At 62.5% G+C, this 13,770-nt stretch carries 14 protein-coding genes; 7 read left to right on the top strand and 7 right to left on the bottom strand.

What is annotated here, in order from left to right; translation table 11 throughout:
• From JC607_RS17015 to JC607_RS17005, 3 genes are all read right to left on the bottom strand, one after another.
• Positions 1 to 664: GTP-binding protein (locus tag JC607_RS17015; protein WP_198838084.1), on the bottom strand; the 664-nt coding region annotated here is incomplete at its 3' end.
• Between the two features lie 117 nt (positions 665 to 781).
• On the bottom strand, positions 782 to 1,486 hold the full coding sequence (locus JC607_RS17010; RefSeq protein WP_233092965.1) for a hypothetical protein: 705 nt from the start codon (positions 1,484 to 1,486) through the stop codon (positions 782 to 784).
• Between the two features lie 139 nt (positions 1,487 to 1,625).
• Complete coding sequence (locus JC607_RS17005) at positions 1,626 to 3,932, bottom strand: DNA topoisomerase IV subunit A (RefSeq protein ID WP_198838083.1); 2,307 nt, start codon at positions 3,930 to 3,932, stop codon at positions 1,626 to 1,628.
• Between the two features lie 154 nt (positions 3,933 to 4,086).
• Here JC607_RS17005 and JC607_RS17000 point away from each other — a divergent pair, with 154 nt between their 5' ends.
• The 7 genes from JC607_RS17000 (at position 4,087) to JC607_RS16970 (ending at position 9,508) form a co-directional block, all read left to right on the top strand.
• Positions 4,087 to 4,791 carry an SH3 domain-containing protein gene (locus JC607_RS17000; RefSeq protein WP_198838082.1) on the top strand — a complete coding sequence of 235 codons (705 nt, stop codon included), beginning with the start codon at positions 4,087 to 4,089 and terminating at the stop codon, positions 4,789 to 4,791.
• Positions 4,792 to 4,888: 97 nt separating this feature from the next.
• Positions 4,889 to 5,716: an SDR family NAD(P)-dependent oxidoreductase gene (locus tag JC607_RS16995; protein WP_198838081.1), complete on the top strand. Its 828-nt coding sequence runs from the start codon at positions 4,889 to 4,891 to the stop codon at positions 5,714 to 5,716.
• A 93-nt stretch (positions 5,717 to 5,809) separates the two neighbouring features.
• Positions 5,810 to 6,016 carry a twin transmembrane helix small protein gene (locus tag JC607_RS16990; RefSeq protein ID WP_198838080.1) on the top strand — a complete coding sequence of 69 codons (207 nt, stop codon included), beginning with the start codon at positions 5,810 to 5,812 and terminating at the stop codon, positions 6,014 to 6,016.
• Positions 6,017 to 6,053: 37 nt separating this feature from the next.
• Positions 6,054 to 6,656 (top strand): cob(I)yrinic acid a,c-diamide adenosyltransferase, encoded by a 603-nt coding sequence (locus JC607_RS16985; RefSeq protein WP_198838079.1) that lies wholly within the window; start codon positions 6,054 to 6,056, stop codon positions 6,654 to 6,656.
• 163 nt (positions 6,657 to 6,819) lie between these two features.
• Positions 6,820 to 7,581 carry an electron transfer flavoprotein subunit beta/FixA family protein gene (locus JC607_RS16980; RefSeq protein WP_198838078.1) on the top strand — a complete coding sequence of 254 codons (762 nt, stop codon included), beginning with the start codon at positions 6,820 to 6,822 and terminating at the stop codon, positions 7,579 to 7,581.
• Positions 7,581 to 8,492: an electron transfer flavoprotein subunit alpha/FixB family protein gene (locus tag JC607_RS16975; RefSeq protein ID WP_198838077.1), complete on the top strand. Its 912-nt coding sequence runs from the start codon at positions 7,581 to 7,583 to the stop codon at positions 8,490 to 8,492. Before JC607_RS16980 ends, JC607_RS16975 begins: the two co-directional genes overlap by 1 nt.
• Before the next feature lie 140 nt (positions 8,493 to 8,632).
• A complete protein-coding gene (locus JC607_RS16970) occupies positions 8,633 to 9,508 on the top strand; it encodes a 3-hydroxybutyryl-CoA dehydrogenase (protein ID WP_198838076.1) in 876 nt (291 codons plus the stop codon).
• A gap of 34 nt (positions 9,509 to 9,542) precedes the next feature.
• On the opposite strand, the gene JC607_RS16965 is transcribed toward JC607_RS16970, so the two are convergent.
• The 4 genes from JC607_RS16965 to JC607_RS16950 are packed head-to-tail and all read right to left on the bottom strand — an operon-like array spanning position 9,543 to position 13,710.
• On the bottom strand, positions 9,543 to 11,000 hold the full coding sequence (locus JC607_RS16965) for a mannitol dehydrogenase family protein (RefSeq protein WP_198838090.1): 1,458 nt from the start codon (positions 10,998 to 11,000) through the stop codon (positions 9,543 to 9,545).
• Positions 11,000 to 11,995 (bottom strand): ABC transporter ATP-binding protein, encoded by a 996-nt coding sequence (locus JC607_RS16960; protein ID WP_198838075.1) that lies wholly within the window; start codon positions 11,993 to 11,995, stop codon positions 11,000 to 11,002. Before JC607_RS16960 ends, JC607_RS16965 begins: the two co-directional genes overlap by 1 nt.
• Before the next feature lie 8 nt (positions 11,996 to 12,003).
• Positions 12,004 to 12,834 (bottom strand): carbohydrate ABC transporter permease, encoded by an 831-nt coding sequence (locus JC607_RS16955; RefSeq protein WP_198838074.1) that lies wholly within the window; start codon positions 12,832 to 12,834, stop codon positions 12,004 to 12,006.
• Positions 12,835 to 12,837: 3 nt separating this feature from the next.
• The gene (locus tag JC607_RS16950) at positions 12,838 to 13,710 is read right to left on the bottom strand and encodes a carbohydrate ABC transporter permease (protein ID WP_198838073.1); all 873 of its coding nucleotides are present in this window, start codon (positions 13,708 to 13,710) and stop codon (positions 12,838 to 12,840) included.
• Between the last annotated feature and the right edge of the window lie 60 nt (positions 13,711 to 13,770).

The following is a 13,770-nucleotide window of genomic DNA, read 5'->3' as shown; positions in this document are numbered from 1 at the left end:
CGCGGCCCGAGATCGAGAACACGTCTTCGATCGGCATCAGGAAGGGCTGATCAACCGCGCGCTCCGGGGTCGGGATATAGGCGTCGACCGCCGCGATCAGTTCGCGGATCGAGTTCTCGCCGATCTCCGGATTGGTGCCGTTCATCGCAGCCAGAGCCGAGCCCTTGATGATCGGAATATCGTCGCCCGGGTATTCGTAGGACGACAGAAGCTCGCGGATTTCCATCTCGACGAGTTCCAGCAGTTCCGGGTCATCGACCTGGTCGACCTTGTTCATATAGACGACCATATAGGGGATACCCACCTGGCGGCCGAGCAGGATGTGCTCGCGGGTCTGCGGCATCGGGCCGTCAGCTGCGTTCACCACGAGGATCGCGCCGTCCATCTGGGCAGCACCGGTGATCATGTTTTTGACGTAGTCGGCGTGGCCGGGGCAGTCAACATGGGCGTAGTGGCGCGATTCCGACTCATACTCAACGTGAGCGGTCGAGATCGTGATGCCGCGGGCGCGCTCTTCCGGAGCACCGTCGATCTGGTCATAGGCTTTGAAATCACCGAAATATTTGGTGATCGCGGCCGTCAGGGTCGTCTTGCCGTGGTCAACATGGCCGATCGTGCCGATATTGACGTGCGGTTTGTTCCGTTCAAACTTTGCCTTTGCCATCCTGGCCGCCCTTGCTCTGCGGAGCCCCCCTCACGGGAAACCCCTGGTTCACTCGGGCGGCGACTTAACGATGGTGACAGGGAAAATCAAGTGTCCGTTGGTGTCGCGCCCATCGCGTCACCCCTTCGGAGCGCCCTTGCCCGTTGCCGCGCCCTTGCCGGCGGGCAAAGCGGCTGCGGTCGCGGCTGCAGCCGGATCCTGGGCCTCATCCTCTGCGGGCTTCGCCTCTGCGGCTTCAATCTCGGCCTCACGGGCGGCAAGCAATTCTTTTTGCTCGTCTTTCGTCAGGCCAAACCAGTCGGGATGTTCTAAAAGCCAGGCCTCGATCTTCTGCACTGCATTATAGCTCAGCGCCTCCATCTGCTGGGCCTTGGTGCGGGTCAGACCTGTGCCGATCACACTTTCGCCCGACAGCCCCTCAAAAATGGTGAATTTTTTACCCTCTTCATTCAGCTTTTTCGCCTTCGCGTCGTCCCAGATATTGGCGGTGATGGCGAGCACGGATTTCGGAGCGGCAACGACCGGGATTCCTGGAGGGGCCAGCGCATAGCCATCGACAGAGATGCCGATATTGTAAATGCGGCTGCCCTGATAGCGCTTTTGCCCGAAGCGGTCATCGACCGCTTTTTGCATCACCTTCTGCCATTCGTCGGGCGTCGCATCGCGCGAGATCGGCACTTTCTGCACATTGTCTGCCACGATGATGTTGTGGCCCAGCACAAAATCACCAAAGGGCATCGGAGGCTCGTTCAGATCTGCCTTCCCGCCACAGGCGGCCAGCGAGCAAACAAGGGCGAAAGAGGCAAATCCGCGCAGATACAAAGCAGAACTCCGGTTGAGACGCCCCACCGATAGCCGAGCCAGAGGCAACAGGCAAACCCGCACACGACCGGCCCGCCAGAAGACAAATTCCTGCCACAGGAATTTGGCCGGAATTTTACGATAAAATTCCGGTTGCGCCTCAGTTGAACCTATTGTCGCGGGGGAAGCCGCGCGGGGCCATCTTGCCGGTCCCGGCGCGGGCGCCGATCCATTCACTCAGATCGGTCTCGAGCCGGGTGCGGCCCGCCGGGTCTTTCCAGCTCAGACCATCGGCCAGGGTAAAGGTGATCGCATCCGACAGACCGCCATCTTTGTATTTCTGCAGCCTGACGCCTTTGCCTTTGGCCATCTCGGGGAGCTGTACCAGCGGGAAGACCAGCAGCTTGCGGTTCTCGCCCACCACAGCGACATGATCGCCGCTTACCTTGCGGCACATCGCGGATTTCACCCCGTCCTTCACCGTCAGCACCTGCTTGCCCGCCTTCGTCTGTGCCAGCAGTTCTTCGGCCGGCACCACGAAACCATCCCCGGCCGTTGAGGCGAGCATATATTTCTCGCCCGGACGATAGAGGATCAGATCAGTGATATCGGTGTCATTCGCCAGATCGACCATCAGGCGCACGGGTTCGCCCATGCCGCGCCCGCCAGGCAGGTTGGCGCCGATCAGGGTAAAGAAGCGGCCATTCTCGGCCACAAGCAGGATCTTGTCGGTGGTCTCGGCATGGAAGGCGAAACGCGGCCCGTCGCCATCCTTGAATTTCTGCTCTGCCGCCAGATCGACATGGCCCTTCATCGCGCGGATCCAGCCCATTTTGGAGCAGATCACCGTGATCGGCTCGCGCTCGATCATCGCCTCAAACGGCACTTCCTCGACCGAGCCGGCATCGGCGAATGCGGTACGGCGGGCACCATGCACCCAGTCCTTGCCGAATTTCCGCCGGATCTCTTCCAGCTCTTCGCCAATCCGCGTCCACTGTTTTGCATCCGAGGCCAGCAGATCGGCAAGCCCGGCCCGCTCCAGGATCAGCGTATCGCGTTCGGCGCGCAGCTCCATCTCTTCCAGACGGCGCAAAGACCGCAGCCGCATATTGAGGATCGCCTCGGCCTGGACCTCGGTCAGATCGCCGGGGCTGCGCGGCTTTGGCCCTTTGTAGTCCTTTTCCGACAGCGCGCGCGGATAGGTCCTGCCCCAGACCTCGGCCATCAGCGCGGCTTTCGGGTCGCTGTCATAGCGGATGATGTCAATCACCCGGTCGAGGTTCAGATAGGCAATGATAAAGCCTTCAAGCACTTCAAGCCGGTGGTCGATCTTTTCAATCCGATGCGTCGAGCGCCGGCGCAGCACCTCGCGGCGGTGGTCGAGAAACGCCCGCAGCACCTCTTTGAGCGAACAGACGCGGGGCACACGACCATCAATCAGCACGTTCATGTTCAGGCTGAACCGCGTCTCGAGATCGGAATTGCGATAGAGCATCCCCATCAGCATCTCGGGGTCGACATTGCGGGCGCGGGGTTCCAGCACCACGCGGACATCCTCGGCGGATTCGTCGCGCACATCGGCCAGCAGCGGCACCTTTTTCAGGTGGATCACCTCGGCCAGTTTCTCGATCAGCTTCGACTTCTGCACCTGATAGGGGATCTCGGTCACGACGATCTGCCAGGCGCCCCGGCCCAGATCCTCGATCTCCCATTTCGCGCGGATGCGGAAGGCGCCGCGCCCGGTGGCATAGGCCTCGCGCATCGATTCCTTCGGCTCGACGATCACGCCGCCGGTCGGGAAATCGGGGCCCGGGATATGGTCCATCAGCCCGTCAATGCTGATCTCGGGATCCTTCAGCATCGCATGACAGCCGCGGATCAGCTCGTCCAGGTTATGCGGCGCGATATTCGTCGCCATCCCCACCGCGATTCCGGAAGACCCGTTCGCAAGCAGATTCGGGAAGGCCGCCGGCATCACGACGGGCTCTTCCAGCGTGCCGTCATAATTCGGGCGGAAATCGACCGCGTTCTCGGCCAGCCCCTCCATAAGGGTCTCGGCCAGCGCGGTCAGACGCGCCTCGGTGTAGCGCGACGCCGCCGGGCTGTCGCCGTCGATATTGCCGAAATTGCCCTGGCCATCGACCAGCGGGTAGCGGACGTTGAAATCCTGCGCCAGGCGCGCCATCGCATCATAGATCGCGCCATCGCCATGCGGGTGATAATTGCCCATCACATCGCCGACGATCTTGGCCGATTTCCGGAAGCCCCCGGTCGCCGAGAGCTTCAGCTCGCGCATCGCATAAAGGATTCGCCGGTGAACCGGCTTCAGCCCATCGCGCGCATCGGGCAGCGCCCGGTGCATGATGGTGGACAGCGCATAGGTCAGATACCGCTCGCCAATCGCCCGCGAGAGCGGCTCGACTTCGGTTGCACCCAGGGAATTGTGATCGTCATCTTCGTCGGACATGCATCTTGTCTAGGCTGAGGCCCGGGGCTGGTCCAGTCGGTTTTCGCGCAACAACGCGCGGCCCGCGCCGGGCATGAGGATTTTGCTGCTGATTTTTCCCCCTGATCTGTGTTAGACAGGGGGTGTGCTGCTGCCAAATTCCGAAAGTCTGCCGATGTTGCGCTATGTGTTGCCGCTTTCAGCGGCTATATTCGTCACTCTGCTGGTCGCCGGCGAGGACAAGGGCCAGATGCGCCCCGGTCTTGCCCGTGCGGTCGCGACCGGGGAAGAGATCGTGCTCGTCACCCGCACCTTCTCGCCCACCGTCACTGTCACGCCCGAACCCGGGCGCGTCCAGCTCTCCGCCACAGATCTGCCGCCGCCGGTCGAGCTGGCTGCGGCCCCGGAAATCGCGAGCGTGCCGAAGGCCGAGCCCGCCGCGCCGGCAGCAAAGCCCGTTTTTACCCTGTCTTCACTGCCTGATCCCAGCGGCGACACGGCGACACTCGACGCTACGGCCGCCGGATCCGCAGAGATGTCTGCCCCGGCTGCGCCCGCCATGGCGGAAACCTCGCTTTATGCCGATCCGACCGATGGCGGCGCGCTTTCGCCCGACCCGTCCGCCGCCTATGACAGCCCCTCTTATGACGGCCTTTCCAATGACGGGCCGGCAATGAACGGCGATATCCGTACCGTTTCGGCCAGTTCGGTCAATGTGCGGCTTGGCCCTTCGACCGATTCTTCGGTGGTCGGCCGGCTTTCCGAAGGCGAAGCCGTCCGCGTGATCGGCGCGGTTGATTCGGAATGGGTCGAGGTGGCGATCGAAGGCGACGGAATCTACGGCTATGTCGCTTCGCGCTTCCTGACCGACGCCTATTGAAAGCGGGCGGGGTTTCCCCCCTGCCCCCTGGGGCGATCTTCATTTGACGCTGCCCGGTCTTTGCCCCTAAGGCTTTGGAAAAAAGACGGGCAGAGCAATGGACAGATCGATTCTCATCACCGGATGTTCCTCCGGCATCGGGCTGGATGCGGCACAGGGTATGAAGGCCCGTGGCTGGCGCGTCTTTGCCACCTGCCGCCAGGAGGCCGATTGCGAAAGGCTGCGGGAACAGGGGTTCGAGAGCTTTCGCCTCGATTATTCCGATGAACCCAGCATCGCGAGCGCCATCGACGAGATCCACGAGCGCAATGGCGGCCGGCTTGGCGCCCTGTTCAACAATGGCGCCTTTGCCTGCCCCGGCGCGGTCGAAGATCTGCCGCGCGGCGCCCTGCGCGAGATTTTCGAGGTCAATCTCTTCGGCTATCACGACCTGACGCGCCGGGTGATCCCGCTGATGCGCGCCGCGGGTGCCGGGCGGATCGTCAACTGCTCTTCGGTGCTGGGGCTGGTGCCGATGAAATGGCGCGGCGCCTATGTGGCAACGAAATTCGCGATGGAGGGGATGACCGATGTGTTGCGCCTTGAGATGCGCGGCACCGGAATTGACGTCGTGCTGATCGAGCCCGGCCCGGTCACCTCGCGCATCCGCGAAAACTCGATCCCGCATTTTGAGAAATGGATCGACTGGGAAAATTCGGCGCGCTCTGACGAATATCGCACCCTGCTGCACCGGCTGTACGAGGCGAAAAATGCGCCTGACCGCTTTGAGCTGCCGCCTTCGGCGGTGACGGCGGCGCTGGTGAAAGCGGTGGAAAAGCCGCGCCCAAAGGCCAGGTATTACGTGACCAAAGCCACCTGGCTGATGGCTTTCGCGCGCTGGCTGCTGCCACGCCCCATGCTGGACTGGCTGATCGCGAAAGGCTGAGACGGCAGTTTCACCCTTCGCATTCCCCCCTTTGCGCTTTAGGCTTTCCCCCGTGGCACTGTTGTGCCGCCGGGCGCACAGAAAGAGCACAGCATGTTGAGAGATCCCCTTTTCCTCCTCGCGGCCTTCGCTGCGCTTGTCGTCGCCGCGATCCTCATCTTCGGTATCGGCACCTTCGCCAAAGGTGGTGATTTCAACCGGCGCAACGCGAATAAGATCATGCGTTGGCGCCTTATCGCTCAGTTCATCGCCGTCATCCTGCTGGTCGCCTTTGCCTGGTTCCGGCATTCGGGCAGCTGAGGCGGCGGGTGCGGCGGCGCAAGGTCAGGGAGAAACCATGGTCGTTCTGTCAAAAATCTACACGCGCACCGGGGACAAGGGCGAAACAGCCCTGTCGAATGGCGCGAGAGTGCCGAAACATGCGACCCGCGTCTCCGCCTATGGCACGGTAGACGAGACCAATGCGACCGTGGGCCTTGCCCGGTTGCATGCGACAGGCGAAGTCGCGCTGGCGCTGGCCCGGATCTCGAACGACCTCTTTGATCTTGGCGCCGATCTTGCGACGCCGGACCGGCATCTGGACGAGACCCTCTCATATACGCCGCTGCGGATGATCGCGCCCCAGGTTGACCGGCTGGAGCGCGAGATTGACGCGATGAACACCCGGCTGACGCCCTTGCGCAGTTTTATCCTGCCCGGGGGATCGCCGCTGGCGGCACAGTTGCATCTGTGCCGCACGGTCTGCCGCCGGGCTGAGCGGCTGGCAGTGGAGCTTGCCGGCGAAGAGGATGTGAACCCCGATGCAGTGCGATATCTGAATCGTCTGTCGGACTGGTTTTTTGTGGCCGGCCGCATTGCCAATGACGATGGTCAGTCGGACGTGCTCTGGGTGCCTGGCCTGACACGTGACGATGCCGAACCGGATGGCGCAGCGGGCTGATCGCCCCTTTCACACATCTGATCGAAAAGACGCATCAGTAACGCGACGCAGTGCATCCGGGACCTGTCGCTTTTTGCTGTAGAATCGTTTCCCCCTGCGATAACACTCCTGCCGGGAGCTTGTGAGGGGCGTGCGAACGCCCCCTGAAATGGAGATTTACCGCATGAAGGTCCTCGTGCCTGTCAAACGGGTGATTGACTATAACGTGAAGGTCCGTGTGAAGGCGGATGGTTCGGGTGTCGATCTTGCCAATGTGAAGATGTCGATGAACCCCTTTGACGAGATCGCTGTGGAAGAAGCGATCCGCCTGAAGGAAAAGGGCATCGCCACCGAGGTCGTGGTCGTCTCGATCGGCGTCAAACAGGCGCAGGAGACCCTGCGCAACGCGCTGGCGATGGGCGCGGACCGGGCGATCCTGATCGAAGCCACGTCTGACGTGCACACCGATATCGAGCCTCTCGCCGTGGCGAAACTGCTGGCGGCCGTGGTGAAGGAAGAGGCCCCCGGCCTGGTCCTGGCCGGCAAGCAGGCGATCGACAATGATATGAACGCGACCGGCCAGATGCTGGCGGCGCTGCTTGGCCAGGCTCAGGCGACCTTTGCCTCGGAACTGGTGATTGAGGGCGACAAAGCCCGCGTCACCCGCGAGGTCGATGGCGGTCTCCAGGTCATCGAGGTCAGCCTGCCGGCGGTCGTCACCGTCGATCTGCGCCTCAATGAGCCGCGTTACGCAAGCCTGCCGAACATCATGAAGGCCAAGGCGAAGCCGCTGGCGGTGAAGACCCCGGCTGACTATGGCGTCGATGTGACCCCGCGCCTGACGGTCGTGAAAACCACGGAACCGGCCGGCCGCAAGGCGGGTGTGCGCGTAGCCTCGGTCGATGAGCTGGTGGCGAAACTCAAAGATGAAGCGGGGGTGATCTGATGGCTGTTCTCCTGATTGCCGATGTGAACGAAGGCCAGCTTGCCACCGATTCGGTTGCCAAAACGTTGACGGCTGTGAAATCCTTGGGCGAAGTGCATCTTCTGGTCGCAGGCCCGGCAGAGGCTGCGGCGGCTGCGGCAAAGCTTGATGGCGTGAGCAAAGTTCTGAATGCCAGCGATAACAATGGCCTGGCCGAACCGATGGCCGATCTGGTGGTCAGCCTCGCGGGGGCGTACAGCCATATCACCGGTGCCGCGACCGCCTATAACAAGAACGTTCTGCCGCGCGTTGCGGCGCTGCTCGACGTTATGGTGATCTCGGATGTGACCGCCGTTATCGATTCTGAAACCTTTGAGCGGCCAATCTATGCCGGCAACGCGATTCAGACGGTGAAATCTTCGGACGCGAAGAAGGTCTTTTCGGTGCGCACGGCGGCTTTTGCGGCGGCTGGCGAAGGTGGTTCGGCGCCGGTCGAGACCGCGGCAGAGGCTACTGCCTCCGGCCTGTCGAGCTTTGTCGAAAACCGGGTGGCGGCTTCGGATCGTCCCGAACTGACCTCGGCGAAGATCGTCGTGTCGGGCGGGCGCGGTGTCGGTTCGAAAGAGAGCTTCGCGGTGATCGAGAAGCTCGCGGACAAGCTGAACGCAGCCGTCGGCGCAAGCCGCGCAGCGGTCGACAGCGGCTACGCGCCGAATGACTGGCAGGTCGGCCAGACCGGCAAGGTCGTGGCGCCTGATCTTTACGTCGCGGTCGGCATCTCGGGTGCAATCCAGCATCTCGCCGGCATGAAGGACTCGAAGGTCATCGTCGCGATCAACAAGGACGAAGAAGCCCCGATCTTCCAGGTCGCCGACTATGGCCTGGTGGGAGACCTCTTCACCATCCTCCCCGAGCTCACAGAAAAACTCTGATCTGCAAAACGCAGAAAAGGTACGAAAGGGCGCCCCCCGGGCGCCCTTTTCCATTGCGGAACCGGCCAGCGCCCGCAGCAGGGATTGCCCCCGCAGGCCCCCGCGCCTAATCTCACAGCCGCAACAGGAAGAGGCTCATCATGGATATCCGTTCGGTCGGCATCGTAGGCGCGGGGCAGATGGGCAACGGCATCGCGCATGTTTTCGCGCTCGCCGGATATGACGTGCTGCTGAACGACGTGAATGAAGACTCGCTGCAAAAGGCCGTCGCCATCATCGACCGCAATCTGGAACGCCAGGTGTCGCGCGGGAAAGTCTCGGCCGAGGACAAGCAGGCGGCGATGGGCCGGATCAGGACCACCATGACCCTGGCCGATCTGGGCCCCTCGGATCTGGTCATCGAGGCCGCGACCGAACGTGAAACGGTGAAACAGGCCATTTTCGACGCGCTGCTGCCCCATCTGAAACCCGAGACGATCCTGACCTCGAACACCTCTTCGATCTCGATCACACGGCTCGCCTCGCGCACTGACCGGCCCGAGAAATTCATGGGGTTCCACTTCATGAACCCGGTCCCCGTGATGCAGCTGGTCGAGCTGATCCGGGGTATCGCCACCGATCAGGCGACCTATAGCGCACTGCATGCCGTCGTGGAAAAGCTCGGAAAAACCGCGGCTTCGGCCGAAGACTTCCCCGCCTTCATCGTGAACCGCATCCTGATTCCGATGATCAATGAGGCGGTCTATACGCTCTATGAAGGCGTCGGAAATGTGCGCTCCATCGACGAGGCGCTCAAGCTTGGTGCCAATCACCCGATGGGCCCGCTGGAGCTTGCGGATTTCATCGGGCTCGATACCTGCCTTGCGATCATGAACGTGCTTTATGACGGCCTGGCCGATACCAAATACCGGCCCTGCCCGCTTTTGACGAAATATGTCGAGGCCGGCTGGCTGGGCCGCAAATCGCAGCGCGGCTTTTACGACTACCGCGGCGAAGTGCCGGTTCCGACCCGCTGAGCCCGGTTCCGCTGAATCCGGACCCGGCCCGGGCTTACCGCGCCAGATACGCGCCCAGAACTGCCCGCGTTCCCTCGGCCCAGAGGCGCGTCAGATGATGCGCGAAGGCCGCGCGAAATCGCGGGTCCTCGCCGGTTTCACCATAGATCGTTTTTTGTGCCAGCCAGAGGTCGGGCTGTGCCCGCGCCTGTTGCGCCAGCGCAGTCAGCCGATCCCAGTCCGGATCATTCGCCGCAATCACGGCGCCGCTGTCCGTCACCCCGGCGCAATAGCGACACCAGAGCGCCGAGACCAGCGCCAGCCCCTCGACCGACCCGCCTGCCGCCAGCGCGTCGCGCAGCGAGGGGATGATGAATTTCGGCTGCCGGTTCGACCCGTCAAGGCAAAGCCGCCGCGTGGTATCGGCCACTTCGGGATTGGAAAACCGCTGCCGGATCACCTCATAGTAATCGGCGATCACCGTATCCGGGACCGGCGGCACATAGGGCACCACCTCCTCCGTCTCGACCCGGTCAAGGAAGCCCGCGATCAGCGGATCGGCCATCGCCTCATGGACAAATTCGATATCCATCAGCCCGGCCGGATAGGCGATGATCGCATGCCCGCCGTTGAGAATGCGGATTTTCATCATCTCATAGGCATGCACCTCGTGGCTGAAGGTCACGCCGACCCGTTCCAGGGCCGGGCGTCCGGCGGGGAAGTGATCCTCGACCACCCATTGACGGAAGGGCTCGCAGGTCACCGGTACCGGATCATCAAGACCAAAAGCCGCCGCCATTGCGCGCTCGCGCGGGCCGGTCGCGGGGGTGATGCGATCAACCATCGCATTCGGGAAGGCGACCGCCGCCCTGATCCAGGCGCTCAGATCCGGGTCCGACAGACGCGCGAGGCCCGTCACCGCGTTGCGGGTGACATCGCCATTTCCGGGCAGGTTGTCGCAGGACATCACGGTAAAGGGCGCGATCCCCGCAAGGCGGCGCGCTTTCAGCGCGGCCACAATCGCGCCGAAGGCAGTGCCGGGCGCATCAGGGCGCGCCGCATCGGCGACAATCGCCGGGGCGGTCGGGTCAAACGCGCCCGAGGCCGGGTCGATGAAATAGCCGCCTTCGGTCACGGTGAGCGAAACGATGCGGATCTCTGGCCGCGACATCGCCGCGATCAGGCTGGCATTGCCAGGCTCAACCGGCAGGAAATCCACCATCGCGCCGATGCGGCGACAGCTGCGCCCCTGCGGGTCCAGCGCGATCACGGTCGAGAGGCAATCCTGGGCCAGCAGGGCCTCGCGCATCGCTGCATCCGCCGGGCGCACACCGGCGCCGATGATGGCCCAGTCCTGCCCGAGGCCAAGGCCGAACAGGTCATCAAGATAGACCGCCATATGGGCGCGGTGAAAATTCCCCAGCCCGATATGGACGATGCCCGGTGTCAGGGATTTGCGATCATAGCCGGGCATTTGCACCGAGAGATCAGGCTCCGTCTCCGACCCCCGCATCACAGCGCCCTTCCCTCATGGTCGAAGCGGTAAAGCTTGCCCTCTTGCGGGCTGAGGCTGACGCGGTCGCCGTGATGCAGCGCCATCTCGCCCGAGACGCGGACGGTCAGCTCGCCCGCCTCGGCGGTCTGAACCTTGAGGAACGTGTCAGAGCCCAGGTGTTCGGCAAGGCCCACCACGCCGGTCCACCGCCCGCCTTGCGTCACCGCGATATGTTCCGGGCGCGCGCCAAGTGTCGCGCAGCCCTCACGCGCGGCTTCGGCCCCGGTGATGAAATTCATCTTCGGGCTGCCGATAAAGCCCGCGACAAAGAGGTTCTTCGGCTGGCGATAAAGCTCCAGCGGCGAGCCGACCTGTTCGATCCGGCCCGCATTCAGCACCACGATCTTATCGGCCATGGTCATCGCCTCGACCTGATCATGGGTCACATAGATCATCGTGGTCTTAAGTGACTGGTGCAGCTCGGAAATCTCTTGCCGCATGGTCACGCGCAAGGCCGCATCCAGGTTGGACAGCGGCTCGTCGAACAAAAACGCCGCCGGTTCACGCACGATGGCGCGGCCAATCGCGACGCGCTGGCGCTGGCCACCGGACAGCTGGCCCGGGCGGCGGTCGAGGTAATTCGTCAGGTTCAGCACCTTCGCCGCCTGCTCGACCTTTGCCTTTTGCTGATCGGGGCTGAGCCCGGCCATTTTCAGCGGGAAGGCGATGTTTTTGCGGACCGTCATATGCGGATAAAGCGCATAGGACTGGAACACCATCGCGAGCCCCCGGCTTCCCGGCGCGGTATCGGTCGCGTCCTTGCCATCGATCACGACCTGGCCCGAGGATATATCCTCAAGCCCCGCGATCAGCCTGAGCAAGGTCGATTTGCCGCAGCCCGAAGGCCCCACGAAAACAACGAATTCACCGTCATTGATGGTCAGGTCGAGCGGCGGAATGACATTCACTTCGCCAAAGCTTTTCGTGACCGCGGAAAGGGTAATCTGTCCCATTCTTTACCTCACTTCACCGCGCCAAAGGTCAGGCCGCGGACGAGTTGTTTCTGGCTGAACCAGCCAAGGATCAGGATCGGCGCAATGGCCATGGTCGAGGCCGCCGAGAGTTTTGCGTAGAAAAGGCCCTCGGGGCTGGAATAGCTCGCGATGAACTGCGTCAGGGGGGCTGCGTTTTTGGTGGTCAGCTGCAGCGTCCAGAAGGCCTCATTCCAGGCCAGGATGATGTTCAGCAGCATGGTCGAGGCGATCCCGGGCACGGCCATCGGGGTCAGGACATAGAGGATTTCACGGCCCAGACTGGCGCCATCCATCCGCGCGGCTTCGAGGATCTCACCCGGGATCTCGCGGAAATAGGTATAGAGCATCCAGATCACGATCGGCAGGTTGATCAGGGTCAGCACGCCGACCAGACCAATGCGGCTGTCCAGAAGCCCGAAATCGCGGAACAACAGATACAGCGGCACCAGCACGCCGACCGCCGGCATCATCTTGGTCGAGAGCATCCACATCAGCAGATCTTTGGTGCGTTTGCCGGGGACAAAGGCCATCGACCAGGCCGCCGGGATCGCGATCACCAGCGCCAGCACCGTCGATCCGAGCGAGATGATCACCGAATTCATGAAATGCAGGAAGTAGTTCGAGCGCTCCTGCACGACATGGTAGCTCTCCAGAGTCCAGGATGAGGTCAGGACCTCAAGCGGGGCCTTGATCGCATCACCCTCGCTCCGGAAGGAGAGGATGAAGATCCACAGGATCGGGAAGAAGATCAGGAAACCGATCGTCCAGGCCGCGACGGTGACGGCCCATGTCCGGGCGGGGCTTGTGCTGCGCGCCATGGCTCAGACCTCCAGATTCTTGCCGATCATCCGCATCAGGAAGACCGCAACGATATTGGCGAGGATGACCGCGATGATGCCCCCGGCAGCCCCTCCACCGACGTCAAAGGACAAAAGCGATTGCGAATAGACGAGGAAAGGCAGGTTGGTCGAGGCTGTGCCCGGGCCGCCATTGGTGGTAACGAGGATCTCGGCAAAGACCGAAAGCAGGAAAATCGTCTGGATCAGGATCACGACCGTGATGGGCCGCGTCAGATGCGGCAGGGTCAGGTGCCAGAAGCGGCTGCGCCAGCCGGCGCCGTCCATCTCGGCGGCCTCCATCTGCTCGCGGTCAAGGCTTTGCAACGCGGTCAGCAGGATCAGCGTGGCAAAGGGCAGCCAGGACCAGGCCACGATCAGGATGATCGAGGCCAGCGGCGCATGGCTCAGGAAATCAAAGGGTTGCAGCCCCACGGATTTGAAGAGATGCGCGAACATGCCGTTTACCGGGTTCATGAACATGTTCTTCCAGACCAGCGCGGCGACGGTCGGCATGACGAAGAAGGGCGCAATCACCATGACCCGCACCACGCCCTGCCCCCTGAACGGCTGATCCAGGAGCAGGGCAAGCGCGATGCCCCCGATCACCGTGATGGCCAGCACGCCCAGCACGAGGAGCAACGTATTGGTCAGGGCAGGCCAGAAGGCGGGCTGGGTGATGAAATAGTAGTAATTGTCGAACCCGGTCCAGCTCTCCATCCCCGGCATCAGCAGGTTGTAGCGCAGGAATGAGAAGTAAAGCGTCATGCCCAACGGCACGATCATCCACAAAAACAACAGGATAACCGCCGGAGAGACCATAAGACGCGCAGCCGTCCTGGACTGTTCGGTCGCCATGATGTGGTCCTGAAATACGGGGGGAAAGTGGCGGGGCCGCGAAAAGATCTTGCAGCCCCG

The organism is Paracoccus sp. IB05, from assembly GCF_016405985.1.
In the GTDB taxonomy this organism is placed as follows: Bacteria; Pseudomonadota; Alphaproteobacteria; order Rhodobacterales; family Rhodobacteraceae; genus Pseudogemmobacter.
Note: the sequence above shows the minus strand (reverse complement) of the source record. Positions and strands in the feature narration are given on the sequence as shown.

What these genes read in the sequence shown, in the direction of transcription:
- JC607_RS16965 (WP_198838090.1), bottom strand. Translation starts at nt 11,000, where the DNA reads ATGCGGGGGTCGGAGACGGAGCCTGATCTCTCGGTGCAAATGCCCGGC.
- JC607_RS17000 (WP_198838082.1), top strand. Translation starts at nt 4,087, where the DNA reads ATGTTGCGCTATGTGTTGCCGCTTTCAGCGGCTATATTCGTCACTCTG.
- JC607_RS17005 (WP_198838083.1), bottom strand. Translation starts at nt 3,932, where the DNA reads ATGTCCGACGAAGATGACGATCACAATTCCCTGGGTGCAACCGAAGTC.
- JC607_RS16955 (WP_198838074.1), bottom strand. Translation starts at nt 12,834, where the DNA reads ATGGCGCGCAGCACAAGCCCCGCCCGGACATGGGCCGTCACCGTCGCG.
- JC607_RS16990 (WP_198838080.1), top strand. Translation starts at nt 5,810, where the DNA reads ATGTTGAGAGATCCCCTTTTCCTCCTCGCGGCCTTCGCTGCGCTTGTC.
- JC607_RS16985 (WP_198838079.1), top strand. Translation starts at nt 6,054, where the DNA reads ATGGTCGTTCTGTCAAAAATCTACACGCGCACCGGGGACAAGGGCGAA.
- JC607_RS16980 (WP_198838078.1), top strand. Translation starts at nt 6,820, where the DNA reads ATGAAGGTCCTCGTGCCTGTCAAACGGGTGATTGACTATAACGTGAAG.
- JC607_RS16995 (WP_198838081.1), top strand. Translation starts at nt 4,889, where the DNA reads ATGGACAGATCGATTCTCATCACCGGATGTTCCTCCGGCATCGGGCTG.
- JC607_RS16950 (WP_198838073.1), bottom strand. Translation starts at nt 13,710, where the DNA reads ATGGCGACCGAACAGTCCAGGACGGCTGCGCGTCTTATGGTCTCTCCG.
- JC607_RS16970 (WP_198838076.1), top strand. Translation starts at nt 8,633, where the DNA reads ATGGATATCCGTTCGGTCGGCATCGTAGGCGCGGGGCAGATGGGCAAC.
- JC607_RS16975 (WP_198838077.1), top strand. Translation starts at nt 7,581, where the DNA reads ATGGCTGTTCTCCTGATTGCCGATGTGAACGAAGGCCAGCTTGCCACC.
- JC607_RS16960 (WP_198838075.1), bottom strand. Translation starts at nt 11,995, where the DNA reads ATGGGACAGATTACCCTTTCCGCGGTCACGAAAAGCTTTGGCGAAGTG.